The organism is Mesorhizobium sp. L-8-10, from assembly GCF_016756635.1.
Classification (GTDB): domain Bacteria; phylum Pseudomonadota; class Alphaproteobacteria; order Rhizobiales; family Rhizobiaceae.
In genome coordinates this window covers 2,660,001-2,680,648 of record NZ_AP023263.1, presented here as the reverse complement: position 1 = coordinate 2,680,648, position 20,648 = coordinate 2,660,001, and the positions used below count along the sequence as shown (strand labels likewise).

Here is a 20,648-nt window from a genome sequence, read left to right as displayed (position 1 = left end):
GACAAATATGGTTAAATTTTGCTTGCCAGCAACAGCGCTTTTTCCGGCAGCAGGCGTTTTCGGGGCCAAAACCGGCCTTTTGGGCGGGTTTGTTACCGTCGGAGACAAATCTTGACCGTCGTGGCTGCCGTTTCGCCACCCGCAGGCATCACGGCCGGCCGTCGCAACGCACGAGATTGCGGCCGTAGCCGTCATCGATATGAAGCTCGGTGCGGGTGATGTGGCGGGCATCGTCCGAGCAGACGAAGCGACGAGGCGTGCCACGTCGGCCGTCTTGTTTCCGACCCTTTCAGGTACCCTCGCTCTTCGCCTCGAACCAACTCTCCTTCGCGCTGCGTGATGATCCCGGAAACGTCACCGGTCTCCGCTCCTCTTCGGCCTGACGCCGGCGGCGGCGCCAGAAAGCCGTGTCCCACCGGGCGGCGGCGGCATAGTGTGCAGCGAGCGCGGGTGCATAGCCGGCAAAACCCTGCTCTGCGAACATTGCATAGCGCGTGCGTGCCAGTTCGTCTTGTCCGTCGAGCATGTCCGACACGGCATAGGCGGCGAGGATGCCCGAGCGCAACGCATGCGTGATGCCGCGTGACGACAGCGGATCGGCGGCGAACAAGGTGTCCCCGGCAGCGACCCAGCGTTCGCCCGCGGCCGGATCGACCCCTGCAGTTCCCGCCGATTTTGCCAGCGAAGCGATTTCTCGCGCGGAAGATGGCAAGAGCGGCGCGATGTGCCGTGTGGCCGCCAATGCCCTGTACCATGATGCCGCGTTGCGCAGTTCGCCGCCCAGGTCGGGATCGCTCAGACACGCCACCACCCGGCGTTGCCTGGGCAGGTCGGCGGTGTACCACCAACCCTCGGGCCGTGCCTCGATCACCAGCCGGCAATCGCCGGGCGCGCGGTCGAAGAAGCGGATATATGCCGCGAGTTGACCGTGGACACGGAGCTTCGCGCCAAGTGGTCGCGCAAGCTTCCAGTTGCGCCCGGTCGCCCAGATCACGGTACCGGCCACGACATTCCCATCGCTCAGCTTGAGCTGCCAGTCCTGGCCCTCACGCGCCGCCGAATGCACCGCGCTGCCCAGCCGCACCTCGGCGCCTGCCGTCGCGGCCGCCTCCAGCAGCAGGCGGTCGAACAGTGCCCGGTCGAGTTGCCACCCGGCGCCCTGGGCGTGGAAAATACTGTTGCGCTCTTCGAGCGCATCGCCGGCCCATGCCGAAACGACCGCCCGGCACTCGACGAAATCCCCGGCCAGGAACGGCTCCAGGACCCCGATCTGGCGCAGCAGCCCGCGCGCGGCTGCCGGCAATATCTCACCTGGTTTCACCCGGTCGTGGCGTCCCGCCTCGAGCAGCACCACGCGCCGGGCCGGCGCGTGGCGACGCATCGCCAGCGCTGCGGCGGCCCCCGCCGGCCCGCCGCCGACGACAGCGACATCAGTCCGCCCGGGCCGCATAGAACGACGCCACCACCCCCGCCGGATTCGTGCCGCCGCCGGCGCCCGAATGCGGGATCGTGCGTATCACCGACCCCACGATCGCGGGCACTTCGAGCTGGTCGGTGCTGTTCGGCCATACGGGCACGAGCCAGCCGATATAGTCGTAGATCCATTGCTCGCCACCCACCACGCCCTTGCCCTGGAAGCGGACCTGCATCGGCGCGCCGTAGCCGAAGCTCCCTCGCAGTTCGAGCGACCAGCCCGGCCCGCCGATCGTTCCCGACAGCTCCGTCGTGGACTCCTCCGCTATCGTCAGCGTGCCCGCGCCGAACAAGAGGTCATTGGCTGCCTTCGACAGGTCGGCGTCGTTGAGGAAGCTGCGATAGGCCCAGTTGCCGGCAAACGGGTTCGTCATGTCACTTCCCCTGAATCTTCCACGCAGATGTATTTGATGCCCGGCGAGGGCTGATCGAGGTCGCCCTTGGGATTGCGCACCACGAAGCCGAGCTTCGACCATTCGGTCACCATTTTCAGGTCACCCTCCAGCGTCTGCGGAATCCCGCGCGCCCAGCTGCGGAACTGGAAGTCGTTGCCGACGGGATAGTAGACCTGCATCGGCCGGTGCGCGGGCCACCACAGCGTCTCCCAGACGCGCCGCTCGCGCTCCATCAGCGTATTGCCGACGCTCCCCGGATAAAGGACGTTCCACTCCTCATAGGTGACGTCGATCGTCTGGGTGGAGCATTCGTTGAAATCCGCCTGCCACGGCAGCCCGCAGAGCTTGGTCAGGTCGCCTGGCTGCAGTCCGACATCGAGGTTGCTGCCTTGCGACAGGGGGTCGGAGGCATAGGCGGAATAGTCTTCCTCGCTGACGCCCGGTCCCCAGCGATTGGCATTTTCCTGCGCCGCGGTCAGCACGAAGCTGTACCAGTCGGGGTCGGACTTGATCCGGTAGGGTTCGCGCCAGATCGCCGGGTTGCGGATGATCCAGGTCACTTCGCCGCCGGGGCAGAAGGCGCCGCCAAGGCCGTTCGACAACACGCCCCGGTCGAGCCCGCGCCCGCCCGGCGCGTTCCAGTCCTTGTAGGGCTGCCACGGATCGATGGCAGGGGCGAAGCCGGCTTCCACCTCGTCGATGAACATGCCCGTCGCCCATTGCCGAAGCAGGAAGAGCTGCGTGTCGGTCAGCCGCAGGAACTTGCTCACCGTCCTGTTGGTGATCGGATTGTCGCCCGCGAGCAAGGGCATCAGCGGCAGGTGATAGGTGCGTGTCGCCGGATTGGCCTCGAGTTGAAACAGGTTCTCTTCGCCCGGCTTGCGCAAGAGGTCGAACAGATAACGCCGCGCGGGCCCGCCGGGATCGGTCGTCGCGTCCTTGGCCGCCGCGGCGAGCGCGCAATCGAGCAGCAGGCCGGAGCGGTATTCGAACGCCAGTCGGCGCAGGGCGACCTCGATCGGCTCGTCGGGATCGGGGGTGCGGTCGGGTTCGCCCGGCTCCTGCCGCGACGAGGGCCGCGCGAGCTCGAGCACCTGCTTCGCTGGTGGCTCCATGGCCGCGGCGATACGCCCGATCACGTCGGCGACCGCCGCGTCGAATACCGCGAGCGCCTCTGCATAGGCGGGATCGGCTGCGTTTTCATTGTCGCCGAACACCATGCGCCACCGCGCGGCATAGGCCTGCGGCGCCTCGTCGTCGCCGGGCGGGCAGACCGCACCGGCAAATGCTGCGGCCGCGTTTCTGAGCGCCGAGGCGGTATCGCCGACCACCGCCGCGTCGGCCGCACCCGGGACACGCGTCGCATCGATCAGCATCAGGCTCGGCTCGACCGCGGCCTCGAGCAGCCGTGCGCTCACATGATCGTCCTTCGCGCGTCCTTCCTTCCGCGCCAGCGCACGCGGTGCGATCCGCGGCGGTATGCACAGGCGATAAGGATCGAACGTGCCCCGGCTGGACTGGTTGTGCGGAAAATTGGATAGCTGGAGGATGTTGGCGAAATAGGAGAACTCGTCGGCGCGGAACAGGATCGGCCAGATGTCGCGCCAGAACCACGGGCGATAGGCCGCATTCCACTCCACCGGACCCGCCTTCCAATGGAGCAGGGCAGGCGTATCGGTCGGGTCGATCCGCGGCGGCGCCTCGAAACTGCCGGCCGTGCCGTACATGTCGGTGCGATACGCGAATTCGCGGATCGACATGTCCTCGATCACGTCCTCGAGCGTGATCATGTCGAGCACTTCGGGAGCGTATCGCGGATAGCCGACCAGCACCCAGGCCGGATATTCGACATCGATGTAGCGCAGCGCCTGCACGCGATCTTCCATCATCACCAGCCGCGCCATCACCGGCCCGTCGGAGATGTCGTCGAACCAGCCGTCGCTGTTGGCATAGGTCTCGATACGCGGATGGCCAAAGCCGGCAAGGAACGAGCCGCTGTTGCCGTGCCCGCCGAGCACGAGCAGCCGTCCGCTGTCGTCCGTCATCATCTCGCCCAGCGTGTCGATGTCCCTGGGTGACATCCCGGCCGGCGGAAAGTTGACGGCATAGGCCGGATTGGTGTCGCGCCCGAAGCTCGCCTTGCGCCGGGCAGTGCAGTCGACGGCCTGCGGACCGGCATCTATGATCAGCTTTTGCCGCTCGATCGGATCGGTGATGGAGGCGTTGCGCAGCGGCGTGCCGTCGGGATAGCCGGTCTCTCCGCGCAGCCCGTCGAAAGTGAACCATGCCGCCTTCTTGTTGGCGAGATGGGCGCGCCATTGAATGTCGACGAGCTTGCCGCGATTGCCGCCGCCCTCGATCTGGTCTCCGATCTTCAGGGGGCGGCCCACGGGGTTGTCGGCGTCATAGACGAAGATCTGGAAGCGCGCGGCCTGGCGCTTGATCCGGCCCTTCCCGTCCTTGAAATGCTTGACCGGCGCGTCGTCCTTCGCGGCATTTCCATTGGCGTCGCATTCGATGGGCAACTGCGCTGGTCGCTCCGGCGAGATGCAGAAGCCATCGGGGCTGTCACCCAGCCGGGCGATGCCGATTGCGGGGTGGATGCGGTAAACGGATGGCTCGGCCATGCGAATTTCCCCCTCTGCCTTGCCGGTCGCCTCTCTTGGCCTCAATCGAGAAAGTTGAGGGAGACCCCGTCGAGCCGCAGCAGTTCGCGGTCTTCCTCGTAGGACGCTCCGATCACGACCAGGCTCACCGTGAGGCTGGTCGCGCCCGCCGCGATCAGCCGCCGCGCCGCGCGCGTCACGTCGATGCGGTGATTGCGCGGGGTGTTCATGCTGCGCTCGCGCAGGTCGAACTTGCGGCTCTCCGCCGGCGGTATGTCGCAATGCCCGGGACCGCCATAGCACTCGCCATGGCCGAATATGGCGGCGTAGCCGGCATAGCCCTCGACGGTCAGCGGCGTGCTCGCATCCGCCTCCGGCGTGTTCAGGAAGATCCGGATGAAGCATGACCGCGGCAACTGCGGCACCCGGTGCAGCCGCACCTCGGCCGAGCGGAAACGCGCGTCGGGTACCGCGATCGGCGCCGAGACGAAGCGGCCAACCGGATTGGCGAGCCCGACGGGCATGAGGCAGCCGCCACGGACATATTCATAGCCGAAGCGGTTCATGTCGAGCGTATCGCGCACCGCGTAGTTCCATGGCGTCAGCGCGGAATCGAGATCGGCGGGGAGCCCGTCGGGATGCTCCTGCTGCCAGCGCCACCATAGCCGGTCGATATTGGCGTGCACCGGCCAGAAGATCGGGTCGTAGGACGCGGTCAGATTCGAGAACATGTCACCGAACTGAGGCTCGGAATAGAGATCGTCGCGCTTGTGGAACTTGCGCCCGGCAACGCGCACCGCGGTGTTGCGGTCGGCCGGAGCTTCGGCCTTGAACGCCGGGTTCATGCCGCCTGTCCAGATATGCATCGTATTGTGCGGGTTCTGGTCGAGGAAGCCGAAGCTGTCGACATAGAGGCTGCCGCCGCCGAAATCGCGGAAAGTGCGCAGGCCCAGAATCTCGTCGATGTCTTCCTGCGCCGGGTAGTGGTAGTGAATGACGGTGTTGATCGTACCGCTGCCGAACTGGCCGGAATAGCGCAGCGGATACCAGAGCGAATTGGCTTCCAGCAACGCATCGATCAGCCGCTTGCGGTTCTCTCCCTCCACATAGTCCTTGCCGCACGCGCCCGTGACAGCGTCATAGGCTTGTGTCGGATTGGCCCAGAGCTGGCCGACCAGCGTGCTCACCTGCGCCGGGAAGCCGTGATCGCGGAGGAAGCCGACCGAAGACTCGGTCAGGAACGCCTTGAACGCATCGGGCAGGATGGCGCCGTTGCCGGGATCGTCCGGCCTGTATCGCGGAGCGGGGAAATCCCACCACGGCATGGTCACCTCCGGGCAGAAGTCCTGCAGCGCCTGTTCGAATTCGTAGAGGTAGACGCGATGCCACGGCAGGAAGCGTTCCCAGCCATGCTGGCAATGATTCTGGTGGATCAATGCGAGATTGTTGTAGCTGCGCTTGTCGCCAACCCATTTGTTGAGATTGTAGAGTTCGCGAAACGCGTAGCGCAGCCGTTCCTTCTGCGCATCGTCCAGCACGTCGACGTCCATCCGCTGTCGCAACTCGCCCTTGGCATAGCGCCACGCTGCCGGATCGGGCGCCGCATTGAAGACGGTGCCTGCAATACCTTTCACCTCGATCCGCGCTTCGGTCGCGACGCTCAGTTCGCCGGCAAGTTCGATCGATCCGACCAGCGCGCCGGGGCAGCCCTCGTCGATCCACGCCTCGATCCGGTCGATGTCGGCATCGGCGACCGGCCGGCCGCCCCAGGGCAGGCGCAGGAACTGGCTGCCGTCGAACGGCGGCAGCCCGCGAAGCCCGCGGATCAGCGCGGAGCGTGCGCCACGCCCGTCGTTCGCGCCGCAGCAGCTCGAGGCCGGCGCGATCAACGGCATTCCATAGAGCTGGAGCGTGAGGAATTCCGGCAGCGTCAGGCCGACCAGCTTGCCGGGGCCAACGGTGCCGCCCGCCGCGGCCAGGATGGCCTCGACGTCGCTCCAGGTGAACGGCGCGACAGACGCCTCCATGATCTCATTGGTGGCCATTATGCCCACCCATGGTCATGACGTTGCTCTGGGTGATATCGCCCACCTGATCGGGCAGCACCACGGCGACGTTCTGCATCATGCCCTGATCCTCGTGATCGAGGATGTGGCAGTGGAGCACGAACGTGCCGATGTATCGCTGGTAGCGGGTGCGAAGCTTGATCGTATAGACGCCCGAGAAACCCGCGGGCAAGGACTGCGGGATCAGGCTCTTGATCCACAGCGTGTCCTTCCAGACTCCCTTGAGCCCCGGATATTGCGGGTCATAGGGCGCGCCGCCGGCGTCGTCCGTCGCGCCCGCCGCGCTCACATCCTTACCGTTGGGATCGGTTATCGAGACGATCTGGAACGGATTGACATGGATATGGAACGGATGGCTCACGAAATGCGACTGCAGCGTCCATTCCTGCGCCTTGCCCAGCGGCAGCGCGCGGTCGAGCCGGGTGGGATCGTAAGGCTTCACGTTGGCGGTGCTGAGCGTGTTGCCGACCTCGAACTTGGTGTCCGGACCCGTCGTGTCGATGAAGAAGGTCAGCTCCTGCGTGCCGTTGCCTTCCACTTCGCCATCGGAAATGTCCGGGTGTGGCGTAAAGCTGGTGAATTTCGTCCCCGCCTTGAGATCGTCCACCACCGTCGACCTGACATCCTCGGGCATGTTGGCCTCGGCCAGTTCGATCAGCTTGCCGTTGACATAGGACGCCACGTCGTCGACCGGCGTTCCCGCGGCGACCTCGACCACTGCCAGCAACTGCGGCCCTACGTCGAGCGCGTTGACCACACCTGACCTGGGTGCCGAGGCGTCGATCACGCAATAGCGGCCGGCTTCGGGGAAGACGACCAGCGCATCGAAACGATAGCCCGGCTGGAACGTCGCGAGCGCTGTCTCCTGCGCTGCCGCCAGCGTCAGCCCGTCGGCGGCGATCAGCATATAGGGTACGGTCTCAGTGCTGCACGTCTCCCTGATGAATTCAGCGCTGGCCTTGGCGTCGAGCAGCGTCTTCGTTCCGGGTTCGAGCTTGCCCGCCTGCACCTTGGCGAATTGCAGGCTCACCGTATCACGCACGCCCGCGTGGATAACTCTCCAGCGCTCGATCTGACCTTGCACCGCCTTCAGCGGATCGTCGGGGTTGAAGACCTTGCCGTTGAGCGAGGTATAGCGGCCCGATGCCGGCCAGGTGCCAGGTCCGAACTGGTCGTAGCCCTCGATCCCACCGACATCACCCGGATCGCAGATGTAACGCCCGTTGATGTCCTGCTTGATCGGTCCGAGTTGCCCGGCGGCCGTTGACGGCGCGCGGCAGGCATATTGGATCTGCTGCATGACCAGCACGCGTTCCGGCACCGCGGAGGTCGGGATCAGCGTGTCGATGTCGCCATGCGCGGTCGGGGTGGGAAAGCGACTGCCGCGGATGATCAGCGCGCCGGCCATCCCGCTCGATACCTGCAGCGCCGTCGAGCCGTGGCGGTGGGTGTGATACCAGAAGGTGCCGGCAGGATGGTCGGACGGGATGTTGTATTCGTAGGTGAACTGCGTCTGCGGATTGATCGAAAGGAGCACGTTGTCGCCATTGCCGGACGGATTCACCCACAGCCCGTGAGTGTGCAGGTTGGTCCCGTTGAAGCAGTGCGGTGTGTTGGGTTTCGTGTCTGGCGCAGTGCAGCCTGGATCGCCGGGCTGCGGCCCCGACGGCAGTTGATTGTCCAGCGTGACGCGCACGGTGTCGCCCGGCACCGCTTCGATCGTCGGCGAGACGAACGGAGCGTCAGGGTCGACGCCCTTGCCCGTATAGCTGCGCAGGCGAACCTTGTCGTACCCGTCCGTGGAGGGATTGTAGATCTGGTTGTCGGAATAGACGATCTTGAGATCGAGCAGCCGGTCGCCGGGTAACGTCACTCCCTCGCGGGGCGCCTCCGCGCCGGGCTGGACCGCCATGACATTGGGCTTGGCGATCGGGGTACGCTCGTCCTGCAGCACCGGTGGATTTACGATCTGTGCCGCGGCGGGCTGTGCCGAGATCAGCCCCAGACTGCTGACGAAAACACTCGACACAAATCGCGCATTTGCCAGTGTGACGACACACGACATGATGCTCTCCCAAAATTACATTGAATGTAAGTTGAGCTTGCAGACATAGTGCTCGCCATTGCGCGGCATGTCTAGATCATAAGATGTAGAATTGAGTCTTTACTTTAGCCGACTGTGCCTCGCATCAGCGTCAACAAGACAAAATCGGCTTAACTGAGGGAGAAGGATGTCTGGCCCGCAGCTCCTTCAAAGGAGCGAAGATGAGACAGAAGGCCGGGATATAGAAAGAGCCTGCGGAGAAGATCGTCAACCATATCCACCGTGCCACCCGCAAGCAGTATGGGGCGGAGGTGAGGACCCGCATCCCGCTGGAGGAGCGCCGCTACGATCGCGTCGCGGATCGTACGGCCGACCAACAGCGGGATCGCCTCTGCAAATGCCGGGTATTTGATCTCCTCCGATGCCCATGGCGTGCATCGGACGGCTCGGCCGCCACTGATGGTGTCTGCCACAGGCACAAAGCAGAGACCGCTACACGCCCAGATAGGCGGCGCGAATGCGTTCGTCCGCGATCAGTTCTTCAGCCGGCCCGGACATCGTGATGCGGCCCGTTTCCATGACATAGCCCCGGTCGGCCACCTTGAGCGCCGCATAGGCGTTCTGCTCTACCAGAAGCACCGTGATGCCGAGCGCCTTCAGGTTCTTCACGACGTCGAGGATCTGCGCCACAAGGATCGGCGCCAGTCCCATGCTGGGCTCATCGAGCAGCAGGCATGCGGGCCGTGCCATCAGTGCGCGGGCGATCGCCAGCATCTGCTGCTGGCCGCCCGACAACCCGCCGGCGGCGAGGTTGCGCTTCTCCTTCAGGATCGGAAAGAGCGCGAATGCCTCCGCCATGTCGGTCTCGACCCGGCCGTCGGAGAAGAGATAGGCGCCGAGGCGCAGATTCTCCTCGACGCTGAGATTGGTGAATATCTGCCGTCCTTCCGGCGACTGCGACAGGCCGAGCCCCACGCGCCGATGCGCCGGAACGGCCTGCAGCGGCTCGCCGCGGAAGATCATGCTGCCGCCGCTGATCGGCTGCACGCCCGAGATGCAGCGCAGGAGCGTGGTCTTGCCCGCGCCATTGGCGCCCACCACCGTGACGATTTCGCCCGAGCGCACATCGAGATCGACGCCGTGCAGCACCTCGATCCGCCCGTAGCGCGAGCGCAGGTTCTCAACCGAGAGCATGGCCTCCCGCCTCCTTCGCCTGAACGCCGAGATAGGCTTCGATCACCTTGGGATCACGGGCCACCTGTTCGGGCTTTCCTTCGGCGATCTTCTCGCCGCGGTCGAGTACGACGATGTGATTGGAGATGCGCATCACGAGCTTCATGTCGTGTTCGACAAGCAGGATGGCGACGCCGGATTTCGCCACTTCGGCGACGAGATGATCGATCTCTTCCGTTTCGACGGCATTGCAGCCGGCGGCAGGCTCGTCGAGCAGCAGGATGACTGGCTCCAGCGCAAGCGCCCGGGCGATCTCCAGCCGCTTCAGCGCGCCATAGGAGAGCGACGAAGCCTCCTTGTCGGCGGCGCGGTCGAGGCCGACGCGCGCCAGGAGTTGCATGGCGGCGGCGCGCGTCCCGGCCGTGCGCCGGCGCGAGGCGGGCAGCGAGAACAGGTCGGCCAGGAAATTGCCGCGTTCCTTCAGATGGCAGCCGGCCATGGCGTTTTCCAGCACGGTCATCTTCTGGAAGATCTGCAGGTTCTGGAAGGTGCGCGACAGGCCGCGCCGGGCAAGCAGATGCGGCTCCATGCCGGTCACCGTTTCGCCGTTCAGCGCCACCGTCCCGCGCCCCGGCCGGTACGCGCCGCTGATCATGTTGAACAGCGTCGTCTTGCCGGCGCCATTGGGACCGATGACCGAGACGATCTCGCCCGGCTCGACCTGGAAGCCGACATCGTTGACGGCGCGCAGTCCGCCGAAGTCGATGCCGAGACCCTCGACGCGAAGCAGCGGCATCACCCCTTCCCCCGCAACAGACGCGACAGGCTGGGCACCAGCCCGGACGGCATGAAGATCATCACCAGCATCATGACGAGACCGAGGATCATGTGCTCATAGTCCTGCAGCGCCGTGAGCACCTGCGGCAGCATGGTGAGCAGCGCCGTTCCGGCCACCGCGCCGGGCACGGAAGCTGCGCCGCCCAGGACCGTCATGGTGACCAGCTCGACCGAATGGAGGAACCCCGCCGCGTCCGGCGTGATGAACTTGTTCATCAAGGCGAGCAACGAGCCGGACAACGACGCGTATACGGCCGAGAGCACGAAGCCAAGGAGCTTGTAGCGCGCGACATCGACACCGACAGTGCGTGCGGCGATCTCGGAATCGTGCAGCGCCCGCAGCGCCCGCCCCGAAGGGCTGTCGTAAAGGTTCAGCGCGAGCCAGGCCCCGGCAAGCAGGAAGATCGCCGTGAACGCGTACCAGAACTGGGCGTTGGAAAGATCGATGCCGATCGTTCTTATCAATTGCCTGAGGCCGAGCTCGGGCACTTCGTGGCCGTCCGGCCCGCCGGTAACTGGCGCTTCGTTGGCAAGCACCATCGAAACGAGGATGCCGAAACCCAGCGTGGCGACGGCGAGATAGTAACCCTGGAGACGCAGGATCGGGCGGCCGATCACCCAGGCGATCGCGGCACTCAGGGCCGTTCCGAGCAGCATCGCAAGCGCCGGGGATATGTCGAGGTACTGCGGACCAAGCGCGCAGGCATAGGCCCCGATACCGGCAAAGCCGGCGTGACCAAGGCTGATCTGGCCGGCGTAGCCGATCAGGATGACGAGCCCCGTCACGGCCAGCCCGTTGACGAAGATCAGCGATCCGATGCGGTAGTAGAAGTTGGACGGGAAGCCGAGGGGAGCGAGCAGCACGATGGCCGCCAGCACCAGCAGGGTAAGGTGTTTCGACGGGAGCTTCATCGTCATACCCGGTCGGTCGATTTGCGGCCGAACAGCCCTTGCGGCATGACAAACAGCACCGCGAGGATCACGATGAAGGCGACGGCGTCCTTGTAGACGGAACTGACATAGCCGGCCGTCAGCGCCTCGATCAGGCCGAGCAGCAAGCCCCCGGCAAGCGCTCCCGCCGGCACGCCCATGCCGCCCAGCATGGCAGCCGCGAAACCCTTCAGCGCGTAAGCGACGCCGAGATCGTAGCTGGTCAGCGTGATCGGCGTCATCAACACGCCGGCCAGGGCGCCAATGGCGGCCGACAGTGCGAAGGAGAGCGTCATCATATGGTCGGTGTTGATGCCGACCAGCCGCGCGGCGACGCGGTTGTTGGCCGTGGCGAGGATTGCCTTGCCGGTCAGCGTATGTGTGAAGAAGACGTAGAGAAGACCAAAGACCATCCCTGCCCCGGCGATCACCCATAAGCCTTGCGGCAGGATGGTCGCTCCGCCGATGGTGATCGGTTCGTCGCCGCTGAAGGCCGGGAAGCGGTGCAGTTGCTTGTCGAAGACCAGCTGCGCGCCGCCGCGCAGGAAAATGGACGCGCCGATGGTGATGATGATCAGGCTTACCACCGGGGCCCCTCGGGCGCGTTCCACGGCCAGCTTGTTGAGCGCCACGCCGACGGCGGCGGCGGCGACGATCGCCAGCACCGCCGCCAGAGGCAGGGGCAAGCCCGCATGCCAGCCGAAGAAGGTGATCATGCCGCCCAGCATGACGAACTCGCCCTGGGCGAAGTTCACCACGTTGGAGGCATTGTAGATGATGGTGAAGCCGAGTGCGACGAGCGCGTAGACCGCGCCCACCGTCAAGCCGGACAACACATATTGCAGCAGTTCCGTCACCGCGATACCTCTGCGCTGCCGCGGCCGCCGGTGCCGCGCGGGGCTTCGTCGCCGGAGTGATTACTGAGCCGGCGCCCAGCCGCCGTCCTTGATCTCCAGCATGCGGAAGGCGGTGAGATCGAGGCCGAGGTGATCGGTTGGCGACATGTTGACGACGCCCGTGACGCCGACATAGCCCTTGGTCTGTTCGATCGCGTCGCGGATCGCTTGCGGCTCGGCCTTGCCGGCCCGGCTGATGGCCTCGACCATCAGCCGCAGCGCGTCATGGGCATAGCCGCCGAACGTCGATGCCGGCGAGCCCGTCTTTTCCTCGTAGGCTTCCTTGTAGGCGGTCACGACGCCGTATTGCGGATCGTCCTGCCCGAGCAGATCGGCGATCAGAATGGCCGTTCCGGGCAGCTTGACGCCGTTCGAGGCGGGACCGGCAAGCTCGATGAAGGCCTTGGAGGCGACGCCATGCGACTGGTACAGCGGCGTCTTGATGCCGAGTTGGCCGTAATTGCGCGTGACGATCGCGGGCCCCTGTCCGAAACCGGCGTTGAGGATCGCCTGGACGCCCTCCTTGCCGCGGATGTTGGTGAGCTGGGGCGTCATGTCGGCATCGTTGGGACCATAAGTCTCGTCGATCAGAACCTCGATGCCATAGTCGCCGATGATCTGCAGGCACTGCTTGTGCATCGAGGCGCCGAAGCCGTCGGAGCCGGAGATCATGCCGATCCTGGTAATGCCGCCGGCCTTCATGTTCTCGAAGATCTTGGCACAAGCCATGCGGTCGGTGTGCGGCGTCTTGAACGTCCATGGCTGCACCGGATCGACGATCTCGATGGCGCCCGCGAGCGAGATGAAGGGTATCTCGGCGTCGGCAACCACCTGCATGATCGACATCGTGGTACCTGTGGTCGACCCGCCGATGATGGCGACGACCTCGTCGTCTTCGATAAGCCGAGTGGCGAAGGTTCGCGCCTTGTTGGGGTCGCCCGCGTCGTCATAGGCGATCAGCTCGATCTTTTCGCCCAGCACGCCACCGGCCGCGTTGATCTCCTCGACCAACATGCGCAGGGTCTTCGCCTCCGGATCGCCGAGCGACGAAGCCGGCCCAGTCTCGGACACGGTCGCGCCGATCTTGATGTCGGCAAGAGCGGGCGACGCCACGCTGAGCAGAAGGCCGGCGGCAGCGGCTTTCAAGGCAAGCTTCATAAGTTCCTCCCAGGTTGAACGATCGCGATCCGGCCTTTCGGGCGCCGGGCGCAAAGTGATCTCGAATTCCAGGCAAGCCTCCCACGCTCCGCCGTACCGGCGTACCGGCGGTTGCAAACGCGTCTCGCTCCTCCAATTCGATTTATTATTGACCGAGCGGTCGGACAATGCAAGAGCTTTCTGACTTGGAGCTTTCTGACTTGGACTGCCGATAGGTTTGCGGGCCGCCAAAGGCGCAATCGAAGCGTTTCCCATTTACCGGCAGGCGGCGTCGTCACCTGCCCCATCGAGTGCTTCGACATCGGTCGCCTGTGACAAGACATTGCTGAGCGCCGAGGCTCGGTCGCCCGGCCCGATCGCCAAGGACCTTGCACACCGCATCGAATGCGTGGTCGTTGTCGGCACCGAGGTAAACGTCGGCGACCTTGATTCGGTCGAGCGGTTGGATGGTCCGTCGTCGACGGCGGGCCGAGGGGACGACAACATGGCGAGAACGAGAGCCGCCGATTTCAACGAAAAGCGGCGCAGCATTCTCGACAGCGCGGCCGCGGTGTTTGCCAAGATCGGCATGGAACATGCCTCGATGGCGCAGATTGCCAGGGAAAACAACGTCTCCAAGGCTTCGCTCTACCACTACTATCCCAGCAAGGAGGTGCTTCTCTTCGATATCGGTCGCACGCATCTCGTCGAGCTCGAGGCTGCCATCCGCAAGGCCGACCGCCCCGACCTCGATCCACGGGAAAGGCTGCGCCACCTCATCGGCGGCGTGCTTGAGAATTATCGTTCGGCCTCGAACTTCCACCACGTGCTGCTGAACGGCACCGGCTCGCTGCCGGAAGCGCAGCGCGCCGAACTGCGTGAGATGGAACGCCGCATCGTGAAGGCCCTTTCCGACGTGCTCACCGAGATCAACCCGGAACTCGGGGAAGGTCGGGCTGGCGTCACGCCAGTGACCATGTCGCTTTTCGGCATCCTCAACTGGGCTTACACCTGGTTCAAGCCCAGCGGCGCGCTCAGCCGCGACGGCTACGCCGACATGGTGACCGCGCTCTTTTTGGACGGCGTGACCTCGCTGAACCGCTGAACGCCGCCCCGATATTGTTGACGTCGGGCTCGGCGGCAGTCACGGTCCGATTCGGTTGGTGCACCCCAAGCAAAGGTTTCCGACGATGTCGAATATTGCTCAGGAATTGGCGACCCTGCTCGAGACCGTCGAGCGCCCGGGCGATTTTGTCGCTTCAGGCACCGTTGATTTCGGCGCGCCGATCCTGCGTGTCGAGGGCGTGGGCCAGATATCGCTGCCTCTGCTGCCGACCCAGGCGCAACAGGTTATCGCCACGGCGACGCGGGCGCCCTTCGGGCGTGGCGAACAGACCATTCTCGACACCAATGTGCGGCGGACCTGGCAGCTCGGTCCCGATAGGGTGCAGCTCGGCGGCAAGAGGTGGATCCGTACCCTGGACATCATCCTCGAAAGAATTGCGGAAGGATTAGGGGTAAGCGATCCGGTCGAAGCGCAGTTCTACAAGCTCCTCGTCTACGACAAGGAGAGTTTCTTTCTGCCGCACCGCGACACGGAAAAGGCAGCGGGTATGTTCGCAACCCTCGTGCTGGTGCTTCCCGGAGAATCGGAAGGTGGCGAGCTCATCGTGCGTCACAACGGGCGCGAACAGGTCCTGGATCTGCGCCGCTCCGATCCCGGTGAACTCGGCTATGCCGCCTTCTATGCGGACTGCGTCCACGAAGTGCGGCCGGTCACCTCGGGCTATCGCCTTGCCTTGACCTACAATCTCGTTCGCAAGGGCAAGGGTGCGGCGCCGACCGCGCCGAACTATGCCCGGGAACGGGCCAGGATCGTAGAGGCGCTCGCGGGCTGGAGCAGGATGGTTGCCGAAACGGCGCATGTGACCGGCCGCCCTGACGGCGACGAGGCGGACGGATGGGATGAGACCCCGATGGACGATGATTGGGATGCGGCCACAGCCGATGACGAATGGGACGAGGCACCGGCAGACGATGAATGGGACGAGATCGCAGACGATGACGACGACGGGTGGGACGAGGTCCCGCGGAAGCTGGTCTATCCGCTTCAACATGCATACACGCCCGCCGAGCTCGCTTTCGCGGGCCTCAAGGGGATCGATGCGGCGGTGGGGGATGTGCTCAGGGCAGCTGCGGTCGAGGCGGGAACCGATCTGCATCTGGCCCTGCTGACGATCGAGGAGAGCGGCTGGGCCGAGCATACCGACATGTGGAGACGGGGCTCGCGATACGAGGATCAATTCGAGGTCGGCGAAGTCACGGACAGCGACTATACGCTCACCGACTGGCGACGCGTTGACGATCAGGCTGCACCCTTTCATGCGATATCCGTGCGGCCGTATGAGCTGTCGCCGCCGGACTTCCTCGACGAAGCCAAGCCAGACGACGAGGAATTTCACGAGGCCACCGGGAACGAGGGCGCCTCGTTCGATCGGACCTACAAGCGCGCCGCGCTTGTGCTGTGGCCGGAGGGGACGACGGTCGATATCGTGGTCGGAGCCGGGCTGGAGACCGCTCTTTCCTATCTCGAGAATCGAGTCGGGCTCGTTGCAGGCGGTACGGCGCCCTCGGCGGCCCGTGTCGAAGCGCTGCGACTGGCGGAGCGCTTGATCGCGATCTGGCAGCGTGGCGCTGCAGCCAAGGAAGCGGCCCGGCTGCTGGCGGCTCTGCGGCAACTCGGGGAAGGCAGCACGATTGCGGCCGCCTTTGACGGAGTTGTTGCAGGCGGAAGCTATGGCAGGGAGACCGTTTCCGAAGTGGTGGCCAGCCTTGCGTCTCTGGCGAAGCCTCGGCAGGTCGGGGCGGTACGGGCAATCGTCTCGTCATCCGCCGACAGGAGATTGAACTCTCTGGCCGCGCTGCTCGCAGCCTTGGCAGGTAGCTTCGCCGACCTGTTGCCGGAAATTCGTCCGGTATTGCAGCAGTTCGTCGACACCCTGCCGACAAGACGCCCGTCCTACGATCCTGTGGTTCGCTACGAAACTGTCGACGTCGGATGCGTGGTCGATCTCATCGCCGCCCTGGCTGCTGCCGATGCGGAACTGGCCTTGCAGGCCGTCCGGCATATGCTTGCGCATTCCGGATATTTCGCTTTCGATGGAGTACTGGTGGCGGCGGCGGAGAAGCTCGCGAGCAGTGCTGACCTTTCGGGACATCCCGCCGTCAACCATCTGGTGAAGGCCTGCCGGAACCACCTCGAAGCTCGCATCGCCGAACCGCTCGCACCGCCCGCCGACTGGCGCCGACCGGTGGAAATACGCTGCGACTGCGAGCATTGTCGATCCTTGACGGCATTCATGGCCGATCCAATCGCCGAGGTGTGGACCTTGAGAGCCCGGCAGGAGATTCGCAGCCATGTCGAGACCAACATCCGCAATGCGGCCTGCGACCTGTCCTGTGCGACGCTCCGCAAAGGCAGCCCGCATGCTTTGATTTGCACCAAGAACCAGGCGAGCTACGAAAAGAGGGTGAGGCAGCGCCGGCAGGATCTCGAGGCTCTGGCGAAGCTGGCCTGAGCGGCCCTCACGCCGATGAGGGCGCGCCAGTCCGGTCGACCGTATACCCAGGCGCGGGACGTCTCCGCCGGATTTCCTCGACGAAGGCCGTATCTCTTGCAGGCGGCCAGCCCCCACCGGATTGGGTTCGATCAAGCGCCCGTGCCTTTGCTGTGCATCGCGCGCCGCGCTCGGCGCTAAGCGACAAAAAGCCCGCCGGGGAGGCGGGCTTTGTGGGCTTACGGAGCAAGCGAATTCATAAAGAGAAGATTGTTGTACGTGCGTTTTGCAGACCTGGCGGCGACCTACTCTCCCGCGTCTTGAGACGAAGTACCATCAGCGCTGGAGCGTTTCACGGCCGAGTTCGGAATGGGATCGGGTGCAGCCGCTCCGCCATGACCACCAGGTCGGCGAAACGCACGAAGAGAAGCTGGTTTGTTTTCAGGGCTTGACGGCCAACGAAGCGAAGCTTCGCAAGGCCGACCGGCCGTCGCGGCTGATGCCGCGCCCCGCCCGGGGGCGTCCCGAAGGGACTGCCGTGAGGGCAGACAAACCATCGCGATAGCGATGGATATAGGCAAATGAGAACGATCAAGCCGATCGAGCTATTAGTACCGGTAAGCTTCAAGCATTGCTGCTCTTCCACACCCGGCCTATCGACGTGGTGGTCTTCCACGGCTCTCAGGGAACACTCGTTTTCAGGTGGGTTTCCCGCTTAGATGCCTTCAGCGGTTATCCCGTCCGTATATAGCTACCCTGCTATGCGGCTGGCGCCACAACAGGTCCACCAGAGATACGTCCATCCCGGTCCTCTCGTACTAGGGACAGATCCTGTCAATATTCCTGCACCCACGGCAGATAGGGACCGAACTGTCTCACGACGTTCTGAACCCAACTCACGTACCGCTTTAAATGGCGAACAGCCATACCCTTGGGACCTGCTCCAGCCCCAGGATGCGATGAGTCGACATCGAGGTGCCAAACAACCCCGTCGATATGGACTCTTGGGGGTCATCAGCCTGTTATCCCCGGCGTACCTTTTATCCGTTGAGCGATGGCCCTTCCACACGGGACCACCGGATCACTATGACCGACTTTCGTCTCTGCTCGACTTGTCAGTCTCGCAGTCAGGCAGGCTTATGCCATTGCACTCAGCGAACGATTTCCGACCGTTCTGAGCCCACCATCGCGCGCCTCCGTTACTCTTTAGGAGGCGACCGCCCCAGTCAAACTACCCACCATACATTGTCCCGGACCCGGATGACGGGCCGCGGTTAGACATCCATAGAGATAAGGGTGGTATTTCAAGGGTGGCTCCACAGAAACTGGCGTCCCTGCTTCAAAGCCTACCACCTATCCTACACATGCCACTACGAATGCCAATGTAAAGCTATAGTAAAGGTGCACGGGGTCTTTCCGTCTAACCGCAGGAACCCCGCATCTTCACGGGGAATTCAATTTCACTGAGTCTATGCTGGAGACAGCGGGGAAGTCGTTACGCCATTCGTGCAGGTCGGAACTTACCCGACAAGGAATTTCGCTACCTTAGGACCGTTATAGTTACGGCCGCCGTTTACTGGGGCTTCGATTCAGAGCTTGCACCCCTCCTCTTAACCTTCCAGCACCGGGCAGGCGTCAGACCCTATACGTCGTCTTGCGACTTCGCAGAGCCCTGTGTTTTTGATAAACAGTCGCTACCCCCTGGTCTGTGCCACCCCCCGATGGTTGCCCATCGAAGGGTCACGCTTCTTCCGAAGTTACGCGTGCAATTTGCCGAGTTCCTTCAGCATAGTTCTCTCAAGCGCCTTGGTATACTCTACCAGTCCACCCGTGTCGGTTTCGGGTACGGTCTATAAGGAGGAGCTATTTCCTGGAACCACGCGGCTGCCGAACCAATCCGATAAGGCTCGACAACTTCAATGATCCGTCACTACCTCCAGGCTCACGAATATTAACGTGATTCCCATCGACTACGCCTTTCGGCCTCGCCTTAGGGGCCGGCTAACCCTGCTCAGATTAACTTTAAGCAGGAACCCTTGGACTTTCGGCGGGGGAGTCTCTCACTCCCCTTACGTTACTCATGTCAGCATTCGCACTTCCGATACCTCCAGGAGCCCTCGCGGGTCTCCCTTCACTGGCTTACGGAACGCTCCGCTACCGCTTGCGATCGCTCGCAAACCCTAAGCTTCGGTGTATGGCTTGAGCCCCGGTACATTTTCGGCGCAAAGACCCTTATTTAGACCAGTGAGCTGTTACGCTTTCTTTAAATGATGGCTGCTTCTAAGCCAACATCCTGGTTGTTTTGGGATCCTCACATCCTTTCCCACTTAGCCATAACTTGGGGACCTTAGCTGTAGGTCAGGGTTGTTTCCCTCTCCACGACGGACGTTAGCACCCGCCGTGTGTCTGCCGACTAGTACTCCCAGGTATTCGGAGTTTGGTTAGGTTTGGTAATCCGGTAAGGACCCCTAGCCCATCCAGTGCTCTACCCCCTGGGGTATTCGGTCGACGCTCTACCTAAATAGATTTCGCGGAGAACCAGCTATTTCCGAGTTTGATTGGCCTTTCACCCCTAGCCACAAGTCATCCCGAACTATTGCAACAGTTATGGGTTCGGCCCTCCAGTAAGTGTTACCTTACCTTCAGCCTGCTCATGGCTAGATCACTCGGTTTCGGGTCTAATGCGACGAACTGAACGCCCTGTTCAGACTCGCTTTCGCTGCGCCTACACCTACCGGTTTAAGCTTGCTCGTCACACTAAGTCGCTGACCCATTATACAAAAGGTACGTGGTCACCCTTGCAGGCTTCCACTGTTTGTAGGCAATCGGTTTCAGGTACTCTTTCACTCCCCTTGTCGGGGTGCTTTTCACCTTTCCCTCACGGTACTAGTTCGCTATCGGTCATGCACGAGTACTTAGGCTTCGAGGGTGGTCCCCCGAATTTCAGACAGGATTTCACGTGTCCCGCCTTACTCAAGGACTTTTGTTCGCATTACGCGTACGGGGCTGTCACCCACTATGGCCCAACTTTCCAGATGGTTCCGCTTGTCTCACAAAAGCCGCTGGCCTGGTCCGCGTTCGCTCGCCACTACTTGCGGAGTCTCGGTTGATGTCCTTTCCTACGGGTACTTAGATGTTTCAGTTCCCCGCGTTCGCCACTTTATCCCTATTGAATTCAGGATAAGTTACCTATCAGCGATACTTGTAAACCAAGAACGCTCCGCGTTCAGCGAATAGGAATTAGCGAGTAGCGAATAGAGAAAACCCTATTCGCTAACGGCTATTCGCTCACGCATAGCGCACTTGATTTTACAAGTATCTTAGGTGGGTTTCCCCATTCGGAAATCTACGGATCAATGGGTATTCGCACCTCCCCGTAGCTTATCGCAGCGTATCACGTCCTTCATCGCCTGTGCATGCCAAGGCATCCACCAATTGCCCTTAAGACACTTGATCGTTCTCATTGCCAATATCCATCTCCCGTGTAATCCCGAAGGGATTATCACGCACAGTGCGATCTCGAAGAGATCGTCA

Annotated in this window: 12 protein-coding genes and 2 rRNA genes; 2 read left to right on the top strand and 12 right to left on the bottom strand. The window is 63.2% G+C overall.

Annotated elements, in window-relative coordinates:
• Positions 1–289: 289 nt before the first annotated feature.
• From JN280_RS12530 to JN280_RS12485, 10 genes are all read right to left on the bottom strand, one after another.
• The gene (locus JN280_RS12530; RefSeq protein WP_202312564.1) at positions 290–1,450 is read right to left on the bottom strand and encodes an NAD(P)/FAD-dependent oxidoreductase; all 1,161 of its coding nucleotides are present in this window, start codon (positions 1,448–1,450) and stop codon (positions 290–292) included.
• On the bottom strand, positions 1,431–1,847 hold the full coding sequence (locus JN280_RS12525; RefSeq protein ID WP_202312562.1) for a hypothetical protein: 417 nt from the start codon (positions 1,845–1,847) through the stop codon (positions 1,431–1,433). The genes JN280_RS12530 and JN280_RS12525 overlap by 20 nt, the downstream gene beginning before the upstream one ends.
• Positions 1,844–4,495, bottom strand: coding sequence for a LodA/GoxA family CTQ-dependent oxidase (locus JN280_RS12520; RefSeq protein WP_202312560.1), 2,652 nt, complete (start codon positions 4,493–4,495; stop codon positions 1,844–1,846). Before JN280_RS12520 ends, JN280_RS12525 begins: the two co-directional genes overlap by 4 nt.
• 41 nt (positions 4,496–4,536) lie before the next feature.
• Positions 4,537–6,519 carry a tyrosinase family protein gene (locus JN280_RS12515; protein WP_202312558.1) on the bottom strand — a complete coding sequence of 661 codons (1,983 nt, stop codon included), beginning with the start codon at positions 6,517–6,519 and terminating at the stop codon, positions 4,537–4,539.
• Complete coding sequence (locus JN280_RS12510; protein WP_202312557.1) at positions 6,506–8,605, bottom strand: multicopper oxidase family protein; 2,100 nt, start codon at positions 8,603–8,605, stop codon at positions 6,506–6,508. Before JN280_RS12510 ends, JN280_RS12515 begins: the two co-directional genes overlap by 14 nt.
• Before the next feature lie 471 nt (positions 8,606–9,076).
• A complete protein-coding gene (locus tag JN280_RS12505; protein WP_202312555.1) occupies positions 9,077–9,778 on the bottom strand; it encodes an ABC transporter ATP-binding protein in 702 nt (233 codons plus the stop codon).
• Entirely contained in the window at positions 9,765–10,553 is a 789-nt protein-coding gene (locus JN280_RS12500) for an ABC transporter ATP-binding protein (protein WP_202312554.1), read from the bottom strand. The genes JN280_RS12505 and JN280_RS12500 overlap by 14 nt, the downstream gene beginning before the upstream one ends.
• Positions 10,553–11,506, bottom strand: a complete 954-nt coding sequence (locus tag JN280_RS12495) for a branched-chain amino acid ABC transporter permease (protein ID WP_446720823.1) — start codon at positions 11,504–11,506, stop codon at positions 10,553–10,555. The genes JN280_RS12500 and JN280_RS12495 overlap by 1 nt, the downstream gene beginning before the upstream one ends.
• A 2-nt stretch (positions 11,507–11,508) precedes the next feature.
• A complete protein-coding gene (locus JN280_RS12490; protein ID WP_202312552.1) occupies positions 11,509–12,381 on the bottom strand; it encodes a branched-chain amino acid ABC transporter permease in 873 nt (290 codons plus the stop codon).
• Positions 12,382–12,441: 60 nt separating this feature from the next.
• On the bottom strand, positions 12,442–13,578 hold the full coding sequence (locus JN280_RS12485) for an ABC transporter substrate-binding protein (RefSeq protein WP_202312551.1): 1,137 nt from the start codon (positions 13,576–13,578) through the stop codon (positions 12,442–12,444).
• A gap of 484 nt (positions 13,579–14,062) precedes the next feature.
• Between JN280_RS12485 and JN280_RS12480 the strand changes: the two genes are divergently transcribed.
• Positions 14,063–14,662, top strand: coding sequence for a TetR/AcrR family transcriptional regulator (locus tag JN280_RS12480; RefSeq protein WP_202312550.1), 600 nt, complete (start codon positions 14,063–14,065; stop codon positions 14,660–14,662).
• A gap of 85 nt (positions 14,663–14,747) precedes the next feature.
• Positions 14,748–17,135, top strand: a complete 2,388-nt coding sequence (locus tag JN280_RS12475) for a 2OG-Fe(II) oxygenase (protein WP_202312549.1) — start codon at positions 14,748–14,750, stop codon at positions 17,133–17,135.
• Between the two features lie 271 nt (positions 17,136–17,406).
• Here JN280_RS12475 and rrf read toward each other — a convergent pair.
• A 5S ribosomal RNA gene (gene rrf, locus JN280_RS12470) occupies positions 17,407–17,521 on the bottom strand.
• Between the two features lie 180 nt (positions 17,522–17,701).
• Positions 17,702–20,570 (bottom strand): 23S ribosomal RNA (locus JN280_RS12465).
• Positions 20,571–20,648 lie beyond the last annotated feature (78 nt).